Source organism: Phyllobacterium phragmitis (genome assembly GCF_002980495.1).
Taxonomy (GTDB): Bacteria; Pseudomonadota; Alphaproteobacteria; order Rhizobiales; family Rhizobiaceae; genus Paramesorhizobium; species Paramesorhizobium phragmitis.
This window is the reverse complement of record NZ_PVBR01000001.1, coordinates 212595-238415: the sequence shown is the minus strand read 5'-3', so window position 1 is coordinate 238415 and position 25821 is coordinate 212595. Positions and strand designations below refer to the sequence as shown.

At 59.5% G+C, this 25821-nt stretch carries 22 protein-coding genes; 16 read left to right on the top strand and 6 right to left on the bottom strand.

Annotated elements, in window-relative coordinates; all coding sequences use genetic code 11:
* Positions 1-201: 201 nt before the first annotated feature.
* Positions 202-504 carry a cytoplasmic protein gene (locus tag C5748_RS01110; RefSeq protein WP_199194670.1) on the top strand — a complete coding sequence of 101 codons (303 nt, stop codon included), beginning with the start codon at positions 202-204 and terminating at the stop codon, positions 502-504.
* A gap of 151 nt (positions 505-655) precedes the next feature.
* On the opposite strand, the gene C5748_RS01105 is transcribed toward C5748_RS01110, so the two are convergent.
* Positions 656-1084, bottom strand: coding sequence for a Ros/MucR family transcriptional regulator (locus tag C5748_RS01105; protein WP_105740081.1), 429 nt, complete (start codon positions 1082-1084; stop codon positions 656-658).
* Between the two features lie 541 nt (positions 1085-1625).
* On the opposite strand from C5748_RS01105, the gene msrB reads away from it, so the two are divergent.
* From msrB to C5748_RS01090, 3 genes are all read left to right on the top strand, one after another.
* Positions 1626-2051 (top strand): peptide-methionine (R)-S-oxide reductase MsrB, encoded by a 426-nt coding sequence (msrB, locus tag C5748_RS01100; protein WP_105740080.1) that lies wholly within the window; start codon positions 1626-1628, stop codon positions 2049-2051.
* A gap of 75 nt (positions 2052-2126) precedes the next feature.
* Positions 2127-4244 carry a S9 family peptidase gene (locus tag C5748_RS01095; protein WP_105740079.1) on the top strand — a complete coding sequence of 706 codons (2118 nt, stop codon included), beginning with the start codon at positions 2127-2129 and terminating at the stop codon, positions 4242-4244.
* A 305-nt stretch (positions 4245-4549) separates the two neighbouring features.
* Positions 4550-4876, top strand: a complete 327-nt coding sequence (locus tag C5748_RS01090; RefSeq protein WP_105740078.1) for a metallophosphoesterase — start codon at positions 4550-4552, stop codon at positions 4874-4876.
* A 225-nt stretch (positions 4877-5101) separates the two neighbouring features.
* Here the strand turns inward: C5748_RS01090 and C5748_RS01085 are convergent, their stop codons facing one another.
* On the bottom strand, positions 5102-5698 hold the full coding sequence (locus C5748_RS01085) for a superoxide dismutase (RefSeq protein ID WP_105740077.1): 597 nt from the start codon (positions 5696-5698) through the stop codon (positions 5102-5104).
* 229 nt (positions 5699-5927) lie between these two features.
* Between C5748_RS01085 and C5748_RS01080 the strand changes: the two genes are divergently transcribed.
* Positions 5928-6581, top strand: a complete 654-nt coding sequence (locus C5748_RS01080; RefSeq protein ID WP_105740287.1) for a haloacid dehalogenase type II — start codon at positions 5928-5930, stop codon at positions 6579-6581.
* Positions 6582-6805: 224 nt separating this feature from the next.
* Positions 6806-7516, top strand: coding sequence for a L,D-transpeptidase (locus C5748_RS01075; protein ID WP_105740076.1), 711 nt, complete (start codon positions 6806-6808; stop codon positions 7514-7516).
* A gap of 169 nt (positions 7517-7685) precedes the next feature.
* Here C5748_RS01075 and C5748_RS01070 read toward each other — a convergent pair whose 3' ends face one another.
* Complete coding sequence (locus tag C5748_RS01070) at positions 7686-9200, bottom strand: helicase HerA-like C-terminal domain-containing protein (RefSeq protein WP_105740075.1); 1515 nt, start codon at positions 9198-9200, stop codon at positions 7686-7688.
* A 237-nt stretch (positions 9201-9437) separates the two neighbouring features.
* Between C5748_RS01070 and C5748_RS01065 the strand changes: the two genes are divergently transcribed.
* The 6 genes from C5748_RS01065 to C5748_RS01040 all read left to right on the top strand — a co-directional run bounded on the left by C5748_RS01065 (position 9438) and on the right by C5748_RS01040 (position 15651).
* Positions 9438-9806: a hypothetical protein gene (locus C5748_RS01065; protein ID WP_105740074.1), complete on the top strand. Its 369-nt coding sequence runs from the start codon at positions 9438-9440 to the stop codon at positions 9804-9806.
* Positions 9807-10172: 366 nt separating this feature from the next.
* Positions 10173-11615 carry a methylmalonyl-CoA mutase family protein gene (locus tag C5748_RS01060; RefSeq protein ID WP_105740073.1) on the top strand — a complete coding sequence of 481 codons (1443 nt, stop codon included), beginning with the start codon at positions 10173-10175 and terminating at the stop codon, positions 11613-11615.
* 65 nt (positions 11616-11680) lie between these two features.
* A complete protein-coding gene (scpA, locus tag C5748_RS01055) occupies positions 11681-13810 on the top strand; it encodes a methylmalonyl-CoA mutase (protein WP_105740072.1) in 2130 nt (709 codons plus the stop codon).
* 182 nt (positions 13811-13992) lie between these two features.
* A complete protein-coding gene (locus C5748_RS01050) occupies positions 13993-14985 on the top strand; it encodes a magnesium transporter CorA family protein (protein ID WP_105740071.1) in 993 nt (330 codons plus the stop codon).
* A gap of 52 nt (positions 14986-15037) precedes the next feature.
* Positions 15038-15268: an AbrB/MazE/SpoVT family DNA-binding domain-containing protein gene (locus C5748_RS01045; protein ID WP_105740070.1), complete on the top strand. Its 231-nt coding sequence runs from the start codon at positions 15038-15040 to the stop codon at positions 15266-15268.
* Positions 15265-15651 (top strand): type II toxin-antitoxin system death-on-curing family toxin, encoded by a 387-nt coding sequence (locus C5748_RS01040; protein ID WP_105740069.1) that lies wholly within the window; start codon positions 15265-15267, stop codon positions 15649-15651. The genes C5748_RS01045 and C5748_RS01040 overlap by 4 nt, the downstream gene beginning before the upstream one ends.
* Before the next feature lie 304 nt (positions 15652-15955).
* Here the strand turns inward: C5748_RS01040 and greA are convergent, their stop codons facing one another.
* Positions 15956-16435 carry a transcription elongation factor GreA gene (greA, locus tag C5748_RS01035; protein WP_105740068.1) on the bottom strand — a complete coding sequence of 160 codons (480 nt, stop codon included), beginning with the start codon at positions 16433-16435 and terminating at the stop codon, positions 15956-15958.
* Between the two features lie 42 nt (positions 16436-16477).
* Positions 16478-17500: an asparaginase gene (locus C5748_RS01030; protein WP_105740067.1), complete on the bottom strand. Its 1023-nt coding sequence runs from the start codon at positions 17498-17500 to the stop codon at positions 16478-16480.
* Positions 17501-17824: 324 nt separating this feature from the next.
* Between C5748_RS01030 and betI the strand changes: the two genes are divergently transcribed.
* The 4 genes from betI to betB all read left to right on the top strand — a co-directional run bounded on the left by betI (position 17825) and on the right by betB (position 23221).
* Positions 17825-18418 carry a transcriptional regulator BetI gene (betI, locus tag C5748_RS01020; protein WP_105740066.1) on the top strand — a complete coding sequence of 198 codons (594 nt, stop codon included), beginning with the start codon at positions 17825-17827 and terminating at the stop codon, positions 18416-18418.
* A complete protein-coding gene (gene betC / locus C5748_RS01015) occupies positions 18415-19953 on the top strand; it encodes a choline-sulfatase (RefSeq protein WP_105740065.1) in 1539 nt (512 codons plus the stop codon). The genes betI and betC overlap by 4 nt, the downstream gene beginning before the upstream one ends.
* Positions 19954-19960: 7 nt before the next feature.
* On the top strand, positions 19961-21628 hold the full coding sequence (betA, locus tag C5748_RS01010; protein ID WP_105740064.1) for a choline dehydrogenase: 1668 nt from the start codon (positions 19961-19963) through the stop codon (positions 21626-21628).
* A 129-nt stretch (positions 21629-21757) separates the two neighbouring features.
* Positions 21758-23221 (top strand): betaine-aldehyde dehydrogenase, encoded by a 1464-nt coding sequence (gene betB / locus C5748_RS01005; RefSeq protein WP_105740063.1) that lies wholly within the window; start codon positions 21758-21760, stop codon positions 23219-23221.
* 154 nt (positions 23222-23375) lie between these two features.
* Here betB and pbpC read toward each other — a convergent pair whose 3' ends face one another.
* Complete coding sequence (pbpC, locus tag C5748_RS28755; protein WP_245428710.1) at positions 23376-25664, bottom strand: penicillin-binding protein 1C; 2289 nt, start codon at positions 25662-25664, stop codon at positions 23376-23378.
* Positions 25665-25821 lie beyond the last annotated feature (157 nt).

Below are 25821 nucleotides of genomic sequence, written 5' to 3'. Positions count from 1 at the left end.
TGAAATTAGGAATATCTTCTTATATCCGGCTTGGCAATTGCGAGGATAAGTTTTTTGATTGCCTCCGCTATCTGCACCTAATGCAGTGTTTCATAGGGGGTTTTTCAGGCTCCGGGGCCAAGATGAAGAAAATGTAGGAATTTTATCCACACCTTCCGCAACGGAATGAGACTGGTCGTCCATCAACAACGGACAGAAATCATGACCAGTGATCATATCGCAATGGAAAGCCGGGCTTTTCTGGCATCGAAGGAAGAGCGGCGCGGAGAAGCCATGCAGCGCGCCGCGCTGCAGATCTTATGCGGCATCGACTTCGACGCGTTGTTTGCCGCTTCGCAGCAGGAGAAAGCCGCCGCGAGCTGTCGCCTGACACGCCTGATCGAACGCGAACGGTTAAAGGGGATATGCGGCCACTGGAGCTATGACCTCAATCGTCACATCGCTCTCAAACAGGCACTTGATAAATTAAAGCGCACGATCACGCCTGCACGCGCGATAGCTTAGCGTCGCACCGGCGCCGGAAATCTCTCTGTCTTCACTCGGATGAGAGCGCTCCATGGAAAAGAAAAAACGGCGCTTAGGGCGCCGCTTTTGTGCAATTCTATATGCGCGCGGAAGGACCGGGACAACCGGTCCAGCCGCGGCCAAACCAACTTCAGGTGCGCTTGCGCTTGCGGCCAAGGCCCATCTTCTTGGCCAGCTGCGAGCGAGCCGCCGCGTAATTCGGCGCCACCATGGGATAACTCGGATCCAGATCCCACTTCTCACGGTACTGTTCAGGCGTCATGCTGTAATGCGTCATCAGATGGCGCTTGAGCGATTTGAACTTCTTACCGTCTTCGAGGCAGATAATATAATCATCCGAAACAGATTTCTTCGGATTAACGGCAGGTTTCGGCTTTTCAACGACCGCTACCGCTTCTTCCCGAACCCCGACGCGCCCGAAAGCGGCATGGACTTCAGAGATCAACGCAGGAAGTTCTCCTGCGCGAATGGGATTATTGCTCACATAAGCGGCGACAACTTCTGCGGTCAGACCGAGAAGCACGTCCTCGCCAGTATCGCTAATTTCAAGATGTTCCATCAATTTTTTTCCTCTAATACACCCGCGGCAAATATCGGAGATATTTCCGCGGGCGCATCCACTCTTCCTATGCAAGGCAACAGATCGTTCAACTCGGCTGTGCCTAGCCCATCCCGCGCAGGCGACCATATCGCCAAGGAAAACTGATCTGTCAATTACTTTGTACTCTAATTTGGTGTTTCTTTCCAATATTTAATAAAGTAAAATACACACTCTGGATTGTACAACAAATTCTACATGCGCGCGATAGCAGTAAAATACACCCTATAAGTTGTCCCAATATTTGAGCCAGCCTCTATTTTAGATAATCTCAAGTCAATCGACGCCATTGGTGGAACACAGCCCCCGAACATTCGATGTAGCTTTCACCAAAAAGCGGAGCATTACGTCAAATTTCTGGCAGCCAGAAATAATCCAACCCATTTTTCGTCATAATAATTATTCCGAGATAATTCAGCGGCGCAGTGGACGAAGCAGCAGTTGTCGAAACGGCCCGTCGGACCTAGATACTGACGGCACCTGCTTCACGAAAGGAATCACCATGAGCACGACCAAGGCCCAGACACGGGCAAAGCCGTTAAAGGTGGTCAAAACCGACGCGGAATGGCGCGAGCAGCTGACGCCGATTCAATATCAGATCACGCGTCAACACGGCACCGAACGCGCGTTCTCCAGCCCGAATTTCGACAGCAAGCTGAAAGGCACATATAAATGCGTCTGCTGCGGTCGGCCGCTTTACCGCTCCGAAGCCAAATATGATTCGGGCACGGGATGGCCGAGTTTCTTCGAGCCGATCGAGCCCGAGGCCGTCAACGCATTCGAGGATGTTTCCCATGGCATGGTTCGCACGGAAATCCGTTGCGCCGACTGCGACGCGCATCTGGGGCACCTCTTCCCCGATGGACCGCCGCCCACGGGCCTGCGCTATTGCATGAACGGGCATGCGTTGGTATTCGACGAGGATTGATATCCAAGCCATTTGGCCTCGCCTGGAGAATGATCCGAGCGAGGCGTTGATCTGTTTCATTTTCATGGAATTATGATGACAAAATCTTCCGTTTTTCCCGATCTGCCCTATCCGGTTGCGGCTAAAAAGCCTGATACCGATACCCGTCACGGCATCACCCGGACCGATAATTACGCGTGGCTGCGCGCGCCGAACTGGCAGGAGGTCTTCAAGGATCCTTCCGTTCTCGATCCTGATATCCGCAAGCATCTGGAGGCCGAGAACGCCTATCAGGCCGCCTTGATGGAGGATACCAAGGCCCTGCAGGAGACGCTTTTTGCGGAGATGAAGGGGCGGATAAAAGAAGACGAGTCATCGGTTCCATATAAGGATGGGCCATATGCCTATGGCACGTCCTTCAAGACCGGCGGCGAGCAGCCGCGTTTCTTCCGCACGCCGCGCGACGGCGGCACGGAGACCATGCTGCTCGATGGCGATCTGGAAGCCCAGGGCAAGGCTTATTTCCGCCTGTCCTCCACCGATCATTCGCCCGACCACAAGCGTCTCGTCTGGGGCTTTGACGACAAGGGCTCGGAATTTTATTCTCTCGGGGTTCGCGATCTGGACACCCTGGCCGATCTTGACGATTCCATCGTCGATACCAATGGCGGCGGTGTCTGGGATGCGGCGAGCGAGGGTTTCTTCTATACCCGCCTCGACGAAAATCACCGCCCGTCGAAACTCTATTATCACAGAATAGGTACGACGCAGAAGGACGACCGGCTGATCCATGAGGAAGAGGATCCCGGCTTCTTCATGAATGTGAGCGGCAGCAGCCTCGATGATTTCGTCTTTATCGCCATCGGCGATCACGAGACGTCGGAGGAGTGGATCATTCCGGCGAATGATCCCACGGCCGAACCAAGGCTTGTGCGCAAGCGCGAGACCGGTGTGGAATACAATCTTAGTGAGGGCGGCGACGTCTTTTTCATCCTGACCAACATAGACGGCGCGAAGGATTTCAAGATCATGAGCGCGCCCGTTAATGCTCCAGAACGGGAAAACTGGACGGAAGTGGTACCGGAAAAGCCCGGAACCATTATCCTCGGCCACACCGCCTACCGCGATTTCCTCGTTTGGATCGAGCGTAGCCAGGGTTTGCCCCGCATCATCGTCCGCAATCGCAAAACCGGTGAGGAACATGCCATCGCCTTCGACGAGGAGGCCTATTCGCTGGGACTTCAGGGAAGCGCGGAATATGATACCGAAATCATCCGGTTCTCCTATTCCTCGATGACGACGCCGACCCAGGAATTCGACTATAATATGCGCACGCGCGAGCGTACGCTGCTCAAGACGCAGGACGTTCCCTCCGGGCACAATCCCGAGGATTACGTGACGAGACGGCTGCTGGCGACGGCGGGAGATGGCGAACTCGTTCCCGTCTCGATTCTCTACGCCCGCGATACGCCGCTCGACGGTTCGGCCCCATGCCTGCTTTATGGCTATGGCTCCTACGGCATGACCATTCCGGCCAGTTTCAACATCAGCTGCCTGTCGCTCGTCGATCGCGGCTTCATCTATGCCATCGCACATATCCGCGGCGGCAAGGACAAGGGTTTTGCCTGGTACGAGAACGGCAAGCGCGACAAGAAGATCAACACGTTCACCGATTTCATTGCGGCGGCGGAGCATCTGGTCGCGGAGAAATTCACCAGCCATGACCGGATCATCGCACATGGCGGCTCGGCCGGCGGCATGCTGATGGGCGCCATAGCCAATCTGGCGCCGAAGGCTTTCGGCGGGATCATTGCCGAGGTACCATTCGTCGACGTGCTGAATACGATACTCGACGAAAGCCTGCCGTTGACGCCGGTCGAATGGCCGGAGTGGGGAAATCCGGTCACTTCGGAAGCCGATTATCGCACCATCGCCTCCTACTGCCCCTACTCCAATGTCAGCGCGCAGGCCTATCCACCGATCCTGGCCGAAACCGGATTGTCCGATCCGCGCGTCACCTATTGGGAGCCGGCGAAGTGGGTTGCTAAGCTCAGGGAACTGAAAACCGACAAGAACCCGGTTATCTTCCGCATCAACATGGATGCCGGTCATGCCGGCGCCTCGGGGCGCTTCTCAAGGCTCGAGGAAGTCGCCTACAATTATGCCTTCGCTTTGAAGGTCACGGGGAAAGTCACAGAGAAAACAGCCACTTAAATGTTGTCATGGTTTAATTGAAACACTGGTTGGACAATGCCCCTTGTCCTGTCGTCATTCTCGGGCTTGTCCCGAGAATCTGCTACATGAAAAAGAAAAGCAATTACCGTTCTGACAGATCATGCCGTCGTAGATTCTCGGGACAAGCCCGAGAATGACGACTAGAGGGGAAGCTGTTTCAAGCTAGTTTCTGACAAACTGTAGGGCAGTATTAGCCATATTCCGTTATGTCCGAAGGCGCAGGAACATTTCGACACAATTGCGGTTATCATGTGCGACCTCGTCCATTTGAAGGTTTTAAAGCCATGAAATATACAGGCTTTGCTTTTCTCATAGGTTTTGCCGCGATCCTGCAATCGTTCACCCCCATCGCGACCGCCGAAGCGGCGGTCCTCAAGAATGTAAGCGAATATGCCGGCCAACGCTGCAATACGCCGCCGCGTGGCAGTGGCGTGTTCGTCGGCATATTCCACGGCGTGAAGGAATCGCCCTTCATCAGCGACAATGATGCCCGCATGCCCGTCGACCGCTTCCGCTGCTTTACCTCGATGGAGGAATGCCGGGGCTGGCTCTATACGATGCAGAGCAAATATGACGCCGGGATACCGACCACCTCCTGCAGAAGGCACTGACCTTTAGAGCATTTCACATTGAAGTGGAAACGCTGGCGGGACAGCGGGGGCGCTTCGCGATTCCATCAAAACAGGAACCGCATCAGGATAACTAAAAGGGCTGAGCCCTGTGCAATACAGGACCCAGCCCTTAAATTCCGCCAGCGCTTAAACTGTCCAACTTTACGGGGTCAGTTCAAGAGCCGGGGCTTTTCGGAAAGCTTCACATAAAACCGGAGAAACCGATTACGCCTTTTCGTAGAGCTCGAGAACGTAGTCCCAGTTGACGAGGCTATCGACGAAGGCTTCGAGATATTTCGGGCGGGCATTGCGGTAATCGATATAGTAGGAATGTTCCCACACATCGACACCGAGAAGCGGCGTCGCACCGTGGACGAGCGGGTTTTCGCCGTTCGGCGTCTTGGAAATCTCCAGCTTGCCGTTCTTGACCGACAGCCATGCCCAGCCGGAGCCGAACTGCGTCGTGCCGGCGGCGATGAAGTCTTCGCGGAACTTGTCGTAACCGCCGAGATCGGAATCAATGGCCGATTGCAGCTTGCCCGGCAGCTTCTTGCCGCCGCCATCCTTCTTCATCCACTTCCAGAAATGGATATGGTTGTAATGCTGGCCGGCATTGTTGAAGACGCCCTGGTTCTTGCCGTAGCTCTCCTTGACGATCTCTTCGAGGCTCTTGCCTTGGAGATCCGAGCCTTCCAGGAGCTTGTTGAGATTGGTCACATAGGCCTGATGGTGCTTGTCATGGTGATATTCCAGCGTCTCGCGCGACATGAACGGATCAAGCGCATCATAGTCATACGGCAGTGCGGGCAATTCAAAAGCCATGGGAACTCTCCTCTTATCTGACTGCAAACAGGCATGGCGATGACCTGCCTGAAATATCGTGCAAGAGCTACATAGGCCGGCTCATTCCACCGGGCAATGCTTAAGACCGGAATGAGAAACTAATATTATCGAAACCACCGGACGATAATTTCGGCTTCTGGCGGCAACGGGACGCAAGCTGCTACCTTCAGTTGTCCCGATCGAATCGACGATGAGAGGAATGACGGCCATGAACTATTCCAATTATGTATTCGATGCCTATGGCACGCTTTTCGACGTGCATGCGGCAGTGCGGCGTCATGCCGACAAGATCGGGCCGGACGGGCAATTGCTTTCGGAACTGTGGCGCGCCAAACAGCTGGAATATTCGTGGGTCCGAACGCTGATGGGCGATTATGTGGATTTCTGGACGCTGACGGAACATGCCCTCGATTTCGCGTTGAGCAAGGTGCCTAGCGCCGAGCGCAAGCTGCGCGACGCCCTGCTCGAATCCTATTGGCATCTCGACTGCTATCCGGAAGTGCCGGCCGTTCTCAAGGCGCTGAAGGCACGAGGCGCGCGGCTCGCCATCCTCTCCAACGGCTCGCAAGCCATGCTGGATGCGGCGGTGAAATCTGCCGCGCTCGATATCGTCCTCGATGACGTCTTCTCGGTCGAAGCCGTCAGGCGCTTCAAGACCGCTCCTGAGGTCTATGATCTCGTGACGACCGAATGGCGGCTTTATCCCGACGCGATTTCCTTCCAGTCCTCCAATCGCTGGGATGTCGCGGGGGCGACCAAATTCGGCTTCCGCACCGTCTGGATAAACCGCAACAACCAGCCGGACGAATATTTCGATTATGCACCATCGCTGATACTGCCGGATCTGAAGCAACTGGCATAACGCGCGATCACCGAGATGTGAACATGAGTCCGAAGCAATGAGATAGCCATTCCGGACATATCTGTTGCATGAAGGCAACAGCATCGCCGGGGCCATCTTTGCGCCCGATTCCGACCGGCTCGCGGCCATATTCCTCGTGCGATAACGACACTTTCACGATCTGATTGCTATTCGTTAACCAAAAGAAGCTTATAAAGCCCTCCCTCCACAAGTCTGGTTCTACAATGGAAAATGCACTTTCTCGCCGCTCGTTCCTGACGGCATTGACCGCCACCGCAGCAGCCGGCCTTTCCGGCTGCACGCAACTGCGCCGCGACATTCCGGTCATCGATGTCAATGCGGCGGGCATGCCGACCTCCCCGCGGGCAAGCGTCGATTCGGCCTTTGGTCCCTATGTGGCTATGTACGGCCCGATGGAGGATGGAGGCTATCAGCTGCCGGCAATCCCCATCGCAAAGATGCAGAAACAATATCTGCGCCAGATTGTCCGTGACCCGACGGGAGAACGGCCGGGCACGGTGGTTGTCGATACGGGTAACCGCTTTCTCTATCTGGTCCGCGAGGGCGGCGAAGCGATCCGTTACGGCGTCGGCATCGGACGTGAGGGCTTTTCCTGGTCCGGCCGCGCCATCATCCAGTGGAAGCGCAAATGGCCAACTTGGACGCCGCCGTCCGATATGATCGCGCGGCAGCCGGAACTGGCGCAGTACAGCGCCGCCAATGGCGGCATGCAGCCCGGCCTGCAGAACCCGCTCGGCGCGCGCGCGCTCTACATCTTCAAGGACGGCAAGGATACGCTCTACCGCCTGCACGGCTCGCCGGAATGGTGGTCCATCGGCAAGGCGGTTTCTTCGGGCTGCGTGCGCCTGATCAACCAGGACGTCATCGATCTCTATGACAGGGTGCCGAACAAGACGCCGATTCTGGTGATGTAGTTAAGGGCATCAGCGCTGTAACACCCCCTCTGCCCGCAGGTCTATTGCATACGGAGTTGATGCGACGACGCATCTCTTCCTTCTCCCCTTGTGGGAGAAGGAAGAGGAGAGCAAATCCGCCATATGCAATTGCCCTGCCTCTGCCCGGCAGGGCAGAGGGGGTGAAACGCTAACGCTTCAGGCTGCCCAGAACGCCGCGCACCAGGGCTCTGCCGAGCGAAGAGGCGACGGATCGCACGACGGACTTCATCGCGGCTTCCGCCACCGTCTGACGCCCGGACCTGGAGCCTCCGCCGAGAGCGCTTTCCAGAACGCCACCCCAGCCGCCACCGCCGCCACTCTGGCTATCGGCCTTGATCTTGTCCTGTGCGGCGGCAATCTCCTGCGTCTTGCGCTGAAGTATCTCATACGCAGACTCCGGATCGACCATCTGGTCGTATAATCCGGCAACCGGGCTCGCGGCGATGATCTTCGCCCGCTCGTCCGGCGTCAGCGGGCCGATGCGCGAGGCCGGCGGCCGCATGAGGGTGCGCTGGACGATGGAGGGCACTCCCTTGTCCTGCAAGGTCGAGACCAGCGCCTCGCCGGTGCCGAGATTGGTGATCGCCTTGAAGGTGTTGAAATCGGGATTGGGACGGAATGTATCGGCCGCCGTCTTAACCGCATTGGTCTCGCGCGGGGTGTAGGCGCGCAGAGCGTGCTGCACGCGGTTGCCGAGCTGGGCCAGAACTGTCTCCGGCACGTCAAGCGGGTTCTGCGTGACGAAATAGACGCCGACGCCTTTTGAGCGGATCAGGCGCACCACCTGCTCGACGCGATCGAGCAGCGCTTTCGGCGCTTCGTTGAAGAGCAGATGCGCTTCATCGAAAAAGAACACCAGGCGCGGCTTGTCCGGATCACCCACCTCGGGCAGTTCCTCGAACAGCTCCGACATCAGCCAGAGGAGGAATGTCGAGTAAAGCCGCGGATTCATCATCAGCTTGTCGGCGGCCAGAATATTGACGATGCCGCGTCCATCGGTGGTGGTGCGCATGATATCGGCGATCCTGAGCGCCGGTTCACCGAAGAATTTCGTGCCGCCCTGCTGTTCCAGCACGAGAAGCGAACGCTGGATCGCGCCGACGGAGGTCTTATTGACATTGCCGTATTTGATCGAAAGCTCGGCGGAGCGCTCGGCGATATTGGTCAGAAGCGCCTGCAGGTCCTTCATGTCGAGAAGAAGCAGGCCTTCCTCGTCTGCGATGCGGAAGGCGATGTTGAGCACGCCTTCCTGCGCATTGGTCAGGTCCATCAGGCGCGAAAGAAGCAGCGGGCCCATTTCCGTAATGGTCGCCCTGATCGGATGCCCCTGCTCACCGAAAATATCCCAGAAGATGGTCGGCGCCGCCTCGAACGCATAAGGATCGAGGTTGACCTGCTCGGCCCGCTTGAGAAGGAAGTCCTTGGGCTCACCCTTGGCGGCTATCCCTGAGAGATCGCCCTTGATATCGGCGCAGAAAACCGGAACGCCGGCGTCGGAAAAACCTTGCGCCAGAATTTGGAGGCTGACGGTCTTGCCCGTACCGGTCGCACCGGTCACGAGGCCATGGCGATTACCGTATTGCAGCTGAAGATATTCCGGTTGCTGATAGCTGTCGTCGGCCTTTCGGCTTGCGCCAAGAAAAACTGCGTCTTCGGCGAGCATGTCTCGTCTTCTCCAAATTGCGGCCCTGCCTCGGGTATAGTGGGAATAGGGGAATAGGGGAATAGGGGAATAGGGGAATAGGGGAGTAAGCCTCGGTCCTTATTTGCGGCAAAACGCTTTTGTTAAAAAAGCACCTAAAACATACTCCCCTATTCCCCTACTCCCTTTCCAAGACAGGCTTGCATTCCCGTGCCTCGAATGCATATTACGTAAACGTAAATTTCTGGAGAGGACCTCATGGACGAACTCGTCGCGCGCATCACTTCCAATGTCGGTATCGATCCCGCCACGGCCACCAAGGCGGTCGGCATGATTCTCGCCTTTCTGCAAAAGGAAGGTCCTGCCGACAAGGTCGCGGCCCTCGTCGCAGCCATTCCCGGCGCACAGGATGCCATTGCCGCCGCCGACAGCCAGGGCGGCGGCTTCATGTCCGGCATGATGGGCGGCGTCATGGGGCTCGGCACCCAGCTCATGGGTGCGGGTCTCGGCATGAGCGAGATTTCAGGGGTTTCGAAGGAAACCATCGCCTATGCGCGCGAGAAAGCAGGCTCGGGTCCGGTGGATGCCGTGGTCGATGCTATTCCGGGGTTGAGCCAGTTCGTGTGAGGGGTGGCGCTAGCCCCCCCTCTCTTGCAAATTCTAAGGACTTAGCAAAGAGCTAAGCCCAAGAATTTGCTTTCTCCCCCGCCAAGGGGGAGATAGGGGCTGGCATGAGTGCTTTTGCCAATCTCGACCTTCTGCGATTTGCGCGACGATAGCGCAGCGTTCTCTCTCCCCTTGCGGGAGAGAAAGTGATTTCAACATCTTAGCCGAAACGGAGCGTAGCGAAGTGGAGGCTAAGTGTTAGAAATCGCAAGAGAGGGGGAGCCGCCGCTCCCTCATGCTACGAGCATCCCCTCCGCTTTTGTTTTATTGCGAATCCCATTGCCAATCCCTACACTCACGGTGCAAGCATCATGAACGGGAGAAGGCATGGACGCGAGCATACTGAGGGAGGCGGGGTTTCCTCCGGTCGATTATGATCGCTGGGTGCAGCTTGCCGAAAAAACACTGAAAGGCGTCAGTTTCGAGGGAGCGCTGGTTTCGGATATCGATGACGGGGTCGTCATCGAAGCGCTCTACGACCGCACCAAAAACGCCAAGCTCCTGCCGCGCTCGCAACCGGACCGCCCTTGGCGAATCCTTCAGCGGGCAGACGATCCAGATCCGTCCCGCGCCAATCGCCAGCTTATCGAGGATGTCGAAAACGGCGCCGACGGCGTGGCTCTCGTCTTCGAGGGGGCGCAGAACGCATTCGGCTATGGCCTTCCGGCCAGGCCGGATACGATCAGCCAGCTTTTCGAAGGCGTGAAGCTCGACGGTCTGCACCTGCGGATCGATGCGCATCCCAATGGCCGGTCCTGCGCCGACTGGTTCGTCGACTATATGCGCTCCAAACGCATCGATCCGGCGCGCACGACCTTTTCGCTGGGTATAGATCCGACCGCGACGCTCGCTTCGGCTGGATGGCTGCGCATGAGCATTGCGGCATTGAAAGCCTCGCTGCCGCAGTCTCTATCGGGCTTTTTCGCCTCGGGTCTTCCCGGCATCGTGCTGGAAGCCGACGGACGCCCCTATCACAATGCGGGCGCCACGGAGGCGCAGGAGCTGGGCGCCATGCTGTCCGTCGCCATCGGACATCTCAGAATGTTCGAGGATGCACGCCAGCCGATCGTCCATGCAGCCCCTCATATCGGCTTTTCGGTTTGCGCCGATCAGGATCAGTTCGTCACCATCGCCAAATTGCGCGCGCTGCGGCGGCTCTGGGCCCGGCTGCAGGAAGCCTGCGGCATCCCAGCCTCTCCCGCCACGATCCATGTCGAAACCTCGATGCGGATGATTGCCGCGCGCGACCCTGAGACCAATATCCTGCGCACGACGATTGCCGTCTTCGCGGCGGCGGCCGGCGGAGCGGATAGCATATCGGTCCTGCCGCATACCATTACGCATGGCCTGCCCGACGCTCAAGCGCGGCGGCTCGCACGCAACACGCAGCTCATCCTTGCGAACGAATCCCATCTCGGCTTCGTCGCCGATCCAGGCGCAGGTTCCGGCGGGATCGAGGCGCTGACGGAGGCCCTGTGCGAAGCGGCCTGGAATGCATTCCAGGCGCTGGAGCGCGAAGGCGGCATTCTGAAGAGCCTGGTGCATGGCAGCTTTCAGGCGCTGATCGCGGAAACCCGCGAAAGGCGGGCGGCATCCTATCGCAGCGGCCAAAGATCGATCGTCGGCACGACGGTCTATCCGCCGAAGCAGGATCGCCCGGTGCTGGTGCTCGATGCCGAACGCAAGCCGCTGCCAAACGAAGGCGCGGTGCATTGCGAACCGCTGGTCTTCCAGCGCATCGACGAAACGCTGGATGGGATTTTGGGTTGATGAAGCCGCTAGACACCCCCCTCTGTCCCGCCAACATTTCTTCCAGCTGAAACGGAGACCCCGCAATGATCCCGGATTTCACCGAGATCGGCTGGAAAGAGCCGAAAGCCAGGATGCCGAAGCCGGCTGCCGGACGATGGGCGACGCCCGAGGGCATCAAGGTCAAGCGCGCCTATGGCGAGGCGGATCTGAGATCCCTGCCCTGGCTCGACAGCTATCCGGGAACGCCGCCCTTCATTCGCGGCCCCTACCCCACAATGTATATCCAGCGGCCATGGACGATCCGGCAATATGCGGGGTTTTCGACCGCTGAGGAATCGAACGCCTTTTATCGCCGCAATCTGGAAGCCGGGCAGAAAGGCCTGTCGATCGCCTTCGATCTCGCCACCCATCGCGGCTATGACAGCGATCATCCGCGCGTCGCCGGCGACGTCGGCATGGCGGGCGTCGCCATCGATTCCATCCTCGACATGCGGCAGCTCTTCGACGGTATCCCGCTCGACCAGATGACGGTTTCCATGACCATGAATGGCGCGGTCCTGCCTGTCCTGGCGCTCTATATCGTGGCGGCGGAAGAACAGGGCGTCGCACAAAAGGATCTCGCCGGGACCATCCAGAACGACATCCTCAAGGAGTTCATGGTCCGCAACACCTATATCTATCCGCCGCAGCCTTCGATGCGGATCGTCTCCGACATCTTCTCCTATACGTCGGCCAACATGCCGAAATTCAACTCGATCTCGATCTCCGGCTATCACATGCAGGAAGCCGGGGCGACCGCCGATCTCGAACTCGCCTACACGATCGCCGACGGCATCGAATATGCGCGGGCGGGCGTGGCGGCCGGGCTCGACATCGACAGCTTCGCACCGCGCCTTTCCTTCTTCTGGGCCGTCGGCATGAACTTCTTCATGGAAGTCGCCAAGCTGCGGGCAGCCCGCCTCATCTGGGCGGTGCTGATGAAGAAGAACTTCCAGCCCCGGGATGAGCGCTCGCTATCGCTGCGCACCCACTGCCAGACATCCGGCTGGTCGCTGACGGCGCAGGATCCCCACAACAACATCATGCGCACCATGATCGAGGCGATGGCTGCGACACAGGGCGGCACGCAGTCACTGCACACCAATGCCTTCGACGAAGCGCTGGCGCTGCCGACCGACCATTCGGCGCGGATCGCCCGCAATACGCAGCTCATCCTGCAAAAGGAAGCCGGCACAACGCGCATCATCGACCCATGGGGCGGCTCGGCCTATGTCGAGCGGCTGACGCATGACCTGGCCGCTCGCGCGCTCACCCATATCGAAGAGGTGGAAAATCTCGGCGGCATGGCGAGCGCCATCGAGCAGGGTGTTGCCAAAATGCGCATCGAGGAGGCGGCCGCGCGCACGCAGGCGCGCATCGACAGCGGCGAACAGCCCGTCATCGGCGTCAACGCCTATCGCGCTGGACAGGAGATCGAGGTCGATGTCCTGAAGGTGGACAATGCGGAGGTTCGCGCCCGACAGCTTTCCAAGCTGCAGGAATTGAAAGGCACGCGCGATGTCGCCAACGTCGAAACCGCTCTTTCGCAACTGACCGGGGTCGCCAGATCAGGCAATGGCAACCTCCTTGAACACGCTATCAGGGCGGCGCGCGCCAAGGCTACCGTCGGCGAAATCTCACTGGCGCTGGAAAAGGCATTCGGCCGCCATGTCGCCGAGATCCGCACCATTTCCGGTGTTTACCGCAAGGAAATCGGCAAGAACGAGGTGGTGGAGCGTGTTCTGGCGAAAGTCGCGGCTTTCGAAAAACGCGCGGAGGGAAAACCGCGCGTCCTCGTCGCCAAGATGGGACAGGATGGCCATGACCGCGGGCAGAAGGTGATCGCCACAGCATTCGGCGATCTCGGCTTCGAGACAATCGTCGGAGCGATGTTCCAGACGCCCGAAGAAGTAGCCGACCTCGCCGTCGAAAGCCAGGTCCATATCCTCGGCATCTCCTCGCTTGCGGCCGGTCATCTGACGCTGGTGCCAGAGTTGAAGGAGGCGTTGCTCAAGCGCGGCGGCGACAACATTCTCATCGTGATCGGCGGCGTCATCCCTCCGCAGGATTATGATGCCGTGCTCAACGCCGGAGCGACGGCGATCTATCCGCCTGGCACAGTCATAGGCGAGGCTGCCGAAGGTCTGATCGATATTCTGCTGGAGCGTCTCTGAATGATCTCTTGGAAGGCAGGGCAATGGCAGCGCGCCCCTCTTCCTTCTCCCCTTGTGGGAGAAGGAAGAGGGGCGTCGTCGCATCAACTCATATGTGATCGCCTTGCGGTGTCATCGTTATTCTATCGTAAAGCCTCATCGATATAGGGTTCTATTGTCATTGACATTCGCCAGAGAACTCCATGATCCGTATCTACTGTCTCGATAACGACCATCTGACACTTGTCCAGGCGAAATTGGGAAATCCGCTTCCCGACAATACGCTGTGGATCGACCTTCTCAATCCTACGGCAGAAGAAGACAACGCAGTCGAAAAATGGGTCGGAGCAACGATACCCACCGACGCGGATATGGCCGAGATCGAGGAATCGAGCCGCTTCTACATGGAAAACGGCGTGCAATATCTGACCGCGCCCATTCTCTACGCCGTGGACAAGGATCATCGGATGACGGCGCCGGTCTCCTTTGTGCTGGCCGGCAAGTTGCTTGTCACGGTGCGCTATATCGAACCGAAGGCGATCGCGCTTTATGCCGAACGCGCCATGAAACCCGGCAACGGCCTGATCGATGCGAAGTGCAGCGGCGTCTCCGTGCTGCTCGGGATCATCGAAGCGGCGACCGACCGGCTGGCCGATATACTGGAAGCGGTGGCGGAAAAAATCGAAACGGCGTCGCAGACGATCTTCCACCTCAGGGGCAATCAACGCCCGATGACCAACAAGGACTTCCGCCTGCTTCTGACGCAGATCGGCCGTCAGGGCGCATTTCTTTCCAAGGTGCGCGAAAGCCTGGCGGGCATCAGCCGGCTGCTCGTCTATGTCACGGCGAATATGCAGGCAAGTGGCATCCGCAAGGAGAAAAGCGCCTCGATCAAATCGCTGGAGCGGGACGCGCAGTCGCTGGAAAACTATGTCGATTTCCTGTCGAACAAGATCACTTTCCTGCTCGATACCGTCGTCGGGCTGATATCGGTCGAGCAGAACGCCATCATCAAGATTTTCTCGGTCGCGGCCGTCGGCTTCATGCCGCCCACGCTGATCGCATCGATCTACGGCATGAATTTCCGTTTCATGCCGGAATTGGGGGAATCCTGGGGCTATCCGATGGCGCTCGGCCTGATGGTCGTCTCCGCCATCCTGCCGCTTTTCTTTTTCCGTGCGAAGGGCTGGTTGTAGACAGACAATCGCAATTGTTATATCATGTGTTATAACGATTGGAGATCGAGCTATGAACGTCACCCTGCGCAAGATCGGAAATTCGGAAGGTTTCATCATCCCGAAGGACGTGCTGGACAGGCACAATCTGAAGGCCGGCGATACCCTGCTTCTTGTCGAGGAAGGAGATGGGTTGAAACTGCGCCGCACGTCCGAAGATCCGGAAGAGTTTGAAAAGAAAATGCGGATCGCCCGCGAGCGTATGAAAAAATATGAGGCCGCCTATCGCGTTCTCGCCAAATGACCGAGTTCCATTCGCAGGAGTTCGTCGAAGCGCTTCATATTGAACAACTACGGCTTCATGGCGGGGCGCCCGGCATCCGTAGTGAAGCCATGCTTCAATCCGCACTCGCCCGCCCTGTCCATAAGCAGGCTTATGGGGAATCCGATCTTTGTATGCTGGCAGCAGCCTATCTCTTCGGCATCGTGAAAAACCATCCTTTCGTCGATGGCAACAAACGGACGGGGTTTGCGGCAGCTGATCTTTTTCTCTATTTCAACGGATACAGCCTTGAAGCCGAACCAGAAGATATCATCCAACTTGTTCTCATGGTCGCGGCCAGCCAAATCGATGAAACCGGAGCCGCCGCCTTTTTCCGCGACCATACTGTCAGGGTTGCTCCATAGAGCGCCGCGCGTCCTACGCGCGTCCTAATGGACGCGCACAAAGGACGCTCTAGATCTGGAGAGCGGTCCTGTTTCAATGGAATCGCGAGGCGTACCCCCCTCTGCCCTGCCGGGCATCTCCCCCTCAAGGGGGGAGATTAAGCCTTCATAGCGCTCGCCCCCAATCGCAAATGTTGCAGAATCAACACCAAGGGTCACGTCAGCCAATCTCCCCCTTGAGGGCGAGATGCCCTGCCGGGCAGAGGGGGTACTGCCTCACCAACGTTTCCATCTAAAAATGAAATGTTATAGCGACAACAGTTCATCACCCGATCGCGGTGATTTCCCATTCCTTGTCGTTGACGCTGATGACATCACCGACACTTCTGCCGAACAAGGCGACCGCGACCGGTGAGACATGCGAAATCTTGCCGTGTGCGGCGTCCGCCTCATCCTCGCCGACGATTTTCCAGGTCTGGACCTTGCCCTCCTCGTCATTCTCGATGGTGACGGTCATGCCGAAGCGCACCACATCGCTCTTTGGATCGGGCACGGAGATTTCCGCCGTTTCGCGGCGCGTCGTCCAATAGCGCAGGTCGCGGGCGATGCGGGCAATGGCTCCGCTGTCGTCTTCATCGTCGGTCTTTTCGTCACTGGCCTTGCGCAGCTCTTCCTGAAGTGCCGCAATCTCGCTTTCAATCTGCCTCAGCCCTTCCGGCGTGACCAGATTGCGGTGTGGACTGATGGGACGCTCGGCCACATCAATGGGAGCGTCATCCTGCTCCTTCGTGAAAGCTCGGCTCATCTATCGAATTTAGGGCATGGACCCCGGACTAACAAGGGGAATCTAGCCGATTTCGGCCTTCGTCAACGCCTCCACCGGCGCCACGAGCCCATAGGGAATGCCGTTCCAGTTTTTCATCTCGCGGCCCGAATAGCGGTCGAATTTGGCGCAAAGTTCAGGCTCGAAGGCGAACAGCCGCGACAGGAGGCAGGCAACCATGGTTTCGGAGGCGCGTGTCGCGCCATCGTCGCATTTCAGCGCAAAGCCCAGCCCGAGTTCGGGCACGGCGCCGCAAAAGACCCCCTCCGCACCCGTCTTCAGGAAAACGCGGCCCGGCGCCATGTTCATCAGCACCGTGCAGGCACGGTTGGTCCCCGCGACATAAAAGGGCTCGGCCATGCAGGCGTCGATGAGACGCCTGGCCGCCCTGGCTCGCTCAGGCATCAGTCCGTTGCCGGTTGCCATTTTCGCAAAACCGCTGGCAAGGCTTTTGAGCGGGATCGCATAGGTCGGGATCGAGCAGCCATCGGTTCCGCAGCGGTCTACGGAATGCGGCGCTCCGGTGACCTGTTCCATGGCCTCGCGCACCATCTCCTGTATCTGCGACCCGAGCGCGACATAGCCTTTCGTCTCCAGCCCGCAATGCACGCAGGTGGACAGGAAGCCGGCGTGCTTGCCCGAGCAATTGTTGTGAAGCGGCGTCGGCTCGCTGCCGCTTTTCGCCAATTGGATCAAGACCGGCTGGTCGAACGGCCAGTGCGAACCGCATTCGAGGGCCGAGACGTCCAGTCCGGCACGTTCCAGCATCATAGCTGCGCGCGCGACATGTTCCGGCTCGCCGGAATGCGAGGCGCAGGCCATGGCAAGCTCGACGTTACCGAAACCAAGGGCGTCCGCGGCTCCGGTCTCGACCAGAGGCAGGGCCTGTATCGATTTGATCGCCGAGCGCGGAAAAACCGCTCGTTCGATATCGCCGAGGGAAAATACCGTGCGTCCATCGCCATCGACGACCGCAATTGCCCCGCGATGGCGGCTTTCCACCGTTTCGCCCCGAAAAACCTCAACGAGAACCGGATTGTTCATGATGTGCTTCCTGACGGTTGTTTGATCGTTTTTCTATAGAGTGTGGTGGATGGCATTCCAAGGGCTATGCTGGAGAGCCCCCCTCTGCCCTGCCGGGCATCTCCCCCTCAAGGGGGGAGATTGGCTGACACGGTCTTCGCCGCCCGTTCTGCAAGGCCTGCGATTAGTACCAAGCGTCCATGAAGGCTAATCTCCCCCTTGAGGGGGAGATGGCTGGCAAGCCAGAGGGGGGTGGGATCGTAAACTGTCGTCATCTCCGATTTTTATTGATTGATCAGTCAATCAAACCTACATTAGAGAAAATCTAACCAGGAAAGCGACAGGGCGATGCCGAAAATCGGAATGGAACCGATGCGCAGACGCGAGTTGATCGATGCGGCGATCCGCACCATCGGTCAGCGTGGATCGCTCGACGTGACCGTTGCGCAGATCGCTCATGAAGCAGGCGTCTCGCCGGCGCTGGCGCATCATTATTTCGGCGGCAAGGAGCAACTCATGCTCGCCACGATGCGGCATTTGCTGCACGAACTGGGGCGCGATCTCAGCGCCGCGCTGCGCCAGGCCTCATCGCCGCGTCAGAGGATTTCAGCCATCATCGCCGTCAATTTTTCCGCCTCGCAGTTCGCGCCGCAGACTGTTGCGGCATGGCTTACCTTTTATGTGCATGCGCAGCAATCGGCGGAAACGCGGCGGCTCCTGCGCGTCTATGCCCGCAGACTTCATTCCAATCTCACTGAGGCGCTGGCGCGGATCACCGACAAGGTACAGGCAGGGCTGATCGCCGAGGGCGCGGGCGCGCTTATCGACGGGCTTTATATCCGCCATGCGCTCGGAGCGGACGCCCCGGAAGCCACCTCGGCCTCCGCGCTCGTCGAAGACTACATCACCGTCAAACTTGCCGCTTCGGGAGCCTCCACATGACAAATCGCAGCCAACCTTGCCCCAATATCCTGATCGTCATGGTCGATCAGCTGAACGGCACGTTGATGCCCGATGGACCGGCGTCTTTCCTGCACGCGCCGAACCTGAAGGCGCTGGCCGAACGCTCAGCCCGTTTCGCCAACACCTATACGGCCTCGCCGCTCTGCGCCCCTGCCCGCGCCTCCTTCATGTCAGGCCAGTTGCCGTCGCGCACCCGCGTCTATGACAATGCGGCCGAGTTCGCTTCAGACATTCCGACCTATGCGCATCATTTGCGCCGGGCCGGCTATTACACGGCGCTTTCCGGCAAGATGCATTTCGTCGGACCGGACCAGCTTCACGGTTTCGAGGAGCGGCTGACGACCGATATCTACCCGGCCGATTTCGGCTGGACGCCGGATTACCGCAAGCCGGGCGAGCGGATCGACTGGTGGTATCACAATCTCGGTTCGGTCACCGGCGCCGGTATCGCCGAGATCAGCAACCAGATCGAATATGACGACGAGGTCGCCTTCCACGCCACGCAGAAGCTCTATCAGCTTTCCCGCCAGTCGGAGGACGCGGCAAAACGGCCATGGTGCCTGACGGTTTCCTTCACCCATCCGCACGACCCTTATGTGGCGCGGCGGAAATATTGGGATCTCTATGAAGGTTCGCCCGCTCTCGACCCCAAGGTCGATGCGATCCCATTCGAAAAACAAGACCAGCATTCCAAGCGGTTGATGCACGCCTGCGACCAGGCGAATTTCGATATCACGCCGGAGAATGTCCGCCGCGCGCGGCAGGGATATTTCGCCAATATCAGCTATATCGACGACAAGCTCGGCGAAATCCTCGATGTGCTGCGCTCAACGCGGATGCTCGATGATACGATCATCGTCTTCGCTTCCGATCATGGCGACATGCTGGGCGAACGCGGCCTGTGGTTCAAGATGAGCTTCTTCGAGGGCTCCGCCCGCGTTCCGCTGATGATCGCCGGCCCTGGTGTCGTGCCGCAGTTGATCCGGGACCCCGCTTCCACGCTCGATGTCACCCCGACGCTCGCAGCACTGGCCGGCATCGACCTGTCGGAAGTCGCGCCGTGGACAGATGGAGAAAGCCTGCTGCCACTGCTTGATGGCGCCAATCGCTCGGATGCCGTGCCGATGGAATATGCGGCCGAGGGCTCCGATGCGCCGCTCGTCGCGTTGCGCGAGGGCCGCTACAAGTTCGTGCATTGCGAGATCGATCCGCCGCAACTCTTTGATCTTGAATCCGATCCTCAGGAACTGACCAATCTCGCCGCCGATCCGGCGCATGCAGCCCTGGTGGCGGAATTCACCGCCAGGATAAAAGCGCGCTGGAATATGACCGGCTTCGACGCGGCGGTGCGCGAAAGCCAGGCGCGCCGCTGGGTGGTCTATGAGGCGCTGCGCAACGGAGCCTATTACCCCTGGGATTATCAGCCCCTGCAAAAGGCATCGGAGCGCTACATGCGCAACCACATGGATCTCAATGTCCTGGAAGAGAACGCCCGCTTTCCGCGAGGCGAATGAGGCGGCTATGGAAGCGGATTTCGTCATCATCGGCTCGGGATCGGCAGGCTCGGCGCTTGCCTATCGCCTTTCTGAGAACGGCCGATATACGGTCATCGTCATCGAATTCGGCGGCACGGATATCGGCCCGCTGATCCAGATGCCGGCCGCCCTCTCCTTCCCGATGAACATGAGCACCTATGATTGGGGCTTCGCCTCTGAGCCCGAACCGCATCTGGGCCACCGCAGCCTCGTCACGCCGCGCGGCAAGGTGATCGGCGGCTCGTCATCGATCAACGGCATGGTCTATGTGCGCGGCCATGCCCGCGACTTCGACCATTGGGCCGAGAGCGGCGCACATGGCTGGGCCTATGCCGATGTGCTGCCCTATTTCAAGCGCATGGAGAATTCGCATTTTCACGAGAAAGAGGGGGGCGGCGAAGAAGGCTGGCGCGGAACCGACGGTCCGCTCCACGTCCAGCGCGGCAACCGCAGAAATCCGCTGTTCCATGCCTTCGTGGAAGCCGGCAGCCAAGCGGGATTCCAGGTCACCGAAGACTATAATGGCTCGAAGCAGGAAGGCTTCGGCGCCATGGAGCAGACGATCTACCAGGGACGCCGCTGGTCTGCCGCCAACGCCTATCTGAAACCGGCGCTGAAGCGCCCGAACATGAATCTCGTCAAGGGGTTGGCGCGCAGGATTGTCATCGAGAATCAACGGGCGACCGGCGTCGAGATCCAGATGGGGAAGAAAATCCAGATCGTCAAAGCGCGGCGCGAGGTCGTCATCGCCGCGTCCTCGATCAACTCGCCGAAACTCCTGATGCATTCCGGCATCGGTCCCTCCGCGCATCTGAGGGAACATGGCATCGAGGTGATCGCCGACCGGCCAGGCGTCGGCCAGAATTTGCAGGACCATCTGGAGGTCTATATCCAGCAGGAGTGCGTGCAGCCGATCACGCTCTATTCCAAGCTCAATCTGTTTTCCAAGGCGCGGATCGGCGCGCAATGGCTGTTCTTCAAGACCGGCGACGGTGCGACGAACCATTTCGAATCCGCTGCCTTCGTGCGGTCGAAACCAGGGGTCGAATACCCCGATATCCAGTATCATTTCCTGCCGGCCGCCATCCGTTACGACGGCAAGGCAGCGGCGGAATGCCATGGGTTCCAGGCGCATGTCGGGCCGATGCGGTCGAAATCACGCGGCAGCGTGACGTTGCGTTCGGCAAATCCTCTGGAAAAGCCGAAGATCGTCTTCAACTACATGTCGCATCCCGACGATTGGGCGGATTTTCGCCACGCCGTGCGCCTCACCCGCGAAATCTTCGGGCAGGCAGCCTTCGATCCCTATCGCGGACGCGAGATTCAGCCGGGCGCCGATGTACAGACGGACGAGGAGATCGACAATTTCATTCGCCAGCATGCGGAAAGCGCTTTTCATCCCTGCGGCACCTGCAAAATGGGATCGAAGGACGATCGTTTCGCCGTCGTCGATCCCGAATGCCGGGTGATCGGGGTCGAAGGCTTACGCGTCGCGGATTCGTCGATTTTTCCGCGTATCACCAACGGCAACCTCAACGGGCCGTCGATCATGACGGGCGAAAAGGCGGCGGATCATATTCTCGGTATCGATCCCCTGCCGCGGTCGAACCAGCAGCCATGGATCAACCCGCATTGGCAGGTTTCGGATCGGTAGAACAGTAAGGGAATAGGGCAGTAGGGGAATAAGGGAGTATGTTTTGTTGGGATGAATTGTGAGCAAACCAATAAACATACTGCCCTATTCCCCTATTCCCTTACTCCCCTCGATAACAAGGAGCACATCATGCGCGCGCAACCCAAGGCATCGCACTTCATCAACGGCGAATTCGTGGAGGACACGTCGGGCCGGCCGCTCGATGTCCTCTATCCCGCAACCGGCGAGGTGATCGCCAGGCTGCATGGCGCCACACCCGCCATCATCAAACAGGCAGCGCAGGCTGCGGCAGCGGCACAGGGCGCATGGGCCGCGCTCAAGCCGGTCGAGCGCGGGCGGATATTGCGCCGCGCCGCCGATCTGTTGCGCGCGCGCAACGCGGAGGTGGCGCGGCTCGAAACGCTCGATACCGGCAAGGCGATACAGGAGACGCTTGTCGCCGATCCCGCCTCGGCGGCCGATGCGCTGGAATATTATGGCGGCGTCATCTCCGGCTTCAACGGCGAGATGATCGAGCTCGGCGGCGCCTACGCCTATACGCGCCGCGAAGCGCTCGGCGTCTGCGTCGGCATCGGCGCCTGGAATTATCCGATCCAGGGTGCGGGCTGGAAATCGGCGCCGGCGCTCGCCATGGGCAATGCGATGATCTTCAAGCCCTCGGAGAATACGCCGCTTTCTACCCTGGCGCTTGCCGAGATCTACAAGGAAGCCGGCCTTCCCGACGGGCTTTTCAATGTGGTGCAGGGCTTTGGCGATGTCGGCGCCGCCTTGGTCGATCATCCGCTCGTCGCCAAGGTTTCGCTTACCGGCTCCGTGCCGACGGGCAAGAAGGTCCTGGCGCAGGCCGGTTCGCATATGAAGCACGCGACAATGGAGCTCGGCGGCAAGTCGCCCCTGATCGTCTTCGACGATGCGGATGTGGAGGATGCGGTCGGCGGCGCGATGCTCGGCAATTTCTATTCCACGGGACAGGTCTGCTCCAACGGCACGCGCGTCTTCCTGCAATCCGGCATTCGCCAGCGGTTCCTCGACCGGCTGATCGAGCGCACGCGCGCCATCCGGCTCGGCGACCCGCTCGACCCGGCTACCCATCTCGGTCCGCTCATCAACAATGCGCAGCGCGACAAGGTGATGTCCTATATCGACAAGGGCAAGGCCGAAGGCGCGCGGCTTAGCTGCGGCGGCGGGCAGCCGAAACTGCAAGGCTTCGAAGGCGGCGCCTATGTCGAGCCGACGATCTTCACCGATGTCACCGACGACATGACCATCGCGCGCGAGGAGATCTTCGGACCCGTCATGGCCGTCCTCGATTTTGCGGAAGAGGATGAGGTGATCAGGCGCGCCAATGATACGGAGTTCGGCCTGTCGGCCGGCGTCTTCACCAGGGACCTCGCCCGCGCCCATCGGGTGATATCGCAGATCAAGGCCGGAAGCTGCTGGATCAACACCTATAATCTGGCGCCGGCGGAAGTGCCCTTCGGCGGCTTCAAGCAGTCCGGCGTCGGGCGCGAAAACGGGCTCGCGGCGCTCTCTCACTACAGCCAGATCAAGTCGGTCTATGTCGAGACGGGGAAGGTGGAGAGCCCCTATTGAGGGGAATAAGGGAGTAAGGGAGTAAGGGAATAAGGGAATAAGGGAATAAGGGAATAAGGGAATAAGGGAATATGTTGCTGGAACGAGCAGTGACAAGGCAATAAACATACTCCCCTACTGCCCTACTGCCCTACTCCCCTATTGCCCTACTCCCCTAATTCACAAACACCCGCACGCTCGCCGCGCGGCCGGCGGCGTCTATGACGGTCAGGGTGGAATAACCGGCACCATCGGGTTGCCAGGAGGTGGTGCGCCGGCGCGAGGCTTCAGGCAGGGGCGTGCCATTGGCAAGCCAGCGGAATGGGGCGCGGCCGCCCTGCAATTTCAGCACCAGCGGTGATGTCTCGCCCGTTGCACCGGCCATCAGTTCCACCCGCGCACCTTCCGGCGGATAGACGATCTGCGGTGCCGGCTCGCGCAGACCTGTCGTGACCAGCCGATTTTGCGAGAAACGGCGCAGGCTCGGCGGCAGTTCGGAGCGTGCAATGCGGACCGCTCCGGCGGGTGCGCGCGGCAGAGGCGTGATCGCCAGCCCCGACTTGGCGAAACCTTCGAACAGGATCGGTGCGGCGGAGCCATAGCCGGTCAGGCCGGGCACGGCGGCATTGTCGGCCCGTCCGACCCAGACACCCAGCACATAACGGCCATCGAAGCCGACCGACCATGCGTCGCGGTAGCCATAGCTCGTGCCGGTCTTATAGGCGATGCCGCGCTGGAAGCTGCCCTTTGGTGGGAGGACGCCGGAGAGAATGTCGGACACCTGCCATGCGGCGGCGGGGGTGAGGAGGGTTTGGGGGGCGTCATTTTGAGCGGTTCCACTTTTGATGGAAGCGCTAGGCGCACCCCCCTCTGCCCTGCCGGGCATCTCCCCCTCAAGGGGGGAGATTGGCTGACATAACTCGCCGCCCTCATTCTGTGACGTCTGTGATTGGTGCCGAGCGTTGATGAAGACGTAATCTCCCCCCTTGAGGGGGAGATGTCCGGCAGGACAGAGGGGGGTGCTACCCCGCGAACGTTTCTCTGTCGCTGTGAAATGCTCACGCAACATTACCACCTTCCCCCCATTCGCCAGCCCGGCATAGAGCTGCACCAGATCCTTCAGCGTCATGCCGACACCGCCAAGGCCAATGGCCAATCCGGGCGCTTCACCGGGCGGCAATTGCGCGTTCACCCCTGCCCGCCGGAACCGCACCATCAGCCGCGTCGGCCCGACGGCATCGAGAAGCCGGACCGCGGGAACGTTGAGCGACAGTTGCAGGGCCTCGCGGACGCTGACATCGCCCTGATAGCTCATGTCGAAATTGCGCGGCCTGTAGCCGGAGAAGCTGGCGGGGCGATCTTCGATGACGGTCTCCTGCATGACCAGACCATCCTCGAAGGCGAGGCCATAGATGAACGGCTTCAGCGCAGAACCGGGCGAGCGGGCAATCCTCGTCATGTCGATCCAGCCAGACCGGCTGCCATCGAAATAATCGGCGGAACCGACCTCCCCCAGTATCTCGCCCGTGCCGGCATCGGCAAGAATCATGGCGACGGAGAGTTTTGGGCCGAGATTGGCCGCTGCCGCCCTGGCGACGTTCTCCAATCCCTGCTGGACATTGCGGTCGAGCGTTACCTTGTGCAGGCGTGACGCCCGATCCTTGCGCACGGCATCATTCGCCAGATGCGCGGCGAGCGCCGGCAAGGCCCGGCGGGTCGAAGGTACAGCCTCCGCTGCGGCGCGCTCGATTTCGCCGGCATCGATCGTCCCGGTCGAGGCCATGCGCTCAAGCACCCGGTCACGTGCGGCGCGCGCGCCGGCCAGATTACGGTCGGGACGACGCTTTTCCGGCAATTGCGGCAGGGCGACCAGAAGCGCCGCCTCGGCCAGCGTCAGCCGGCGCGGCGCTTTGCCGAACCATGCGAGGCTCGCCGCACGCACGCCCTCCAGATTGCCGCCATAGGGGGCGAGCGTCAGATAATGTTCGAGGATCTCGCGCTTGCTCAAGCGCCGCTCGATCTGGATGGCGCGCGCCATCTGCAACAGCTTCGCGCCGATGCTGCGCTCAGCCCGAGGCTCGATCAGCCGTGCAAGCTGCATGGAAAGCGTGGAGCCGCCGGAAACGATGCGCCCGTTCGTGACCAGTTGCCCGGCGGCGCGCAGCAACGCCAGGGGATCGACACCGGGATGCGACCAGAAACGGCGATCCTCATAGGCGACGAGCATCTTGATGAAGCGCGGATCGACGTCGTCCACGCCAGTCTTCAACCGCCAGCGCCCTTCCGCCGCGGCGAAAGCCCGGAGCAGATGACCATTGCGGCCCACCACTTCCGCCGAGACGGAACGCGCCGCGTCGAGCGGCGGCGGGTAGAGCCTGTCGAGCGCAAGCAGACCGGCTGCTGCTGCGCCGATAGTGGTGATGAGGGCTGCGGCTGTCAGGACTGCGATTTTAGAGCGGTTCATTTTCGATGGAAACACTGGCGGGACAATACCCCCCTCTGGCCTGCCGGCCATCTCCCCCTCAAGGGGGGAGATCGGCCTTCATAGACGCTCAGTACCAATCGCAAACGTTGAAGAATGGCGGCATGATTTATGTCAGCTAATCTCCCCCCTTGAGGGG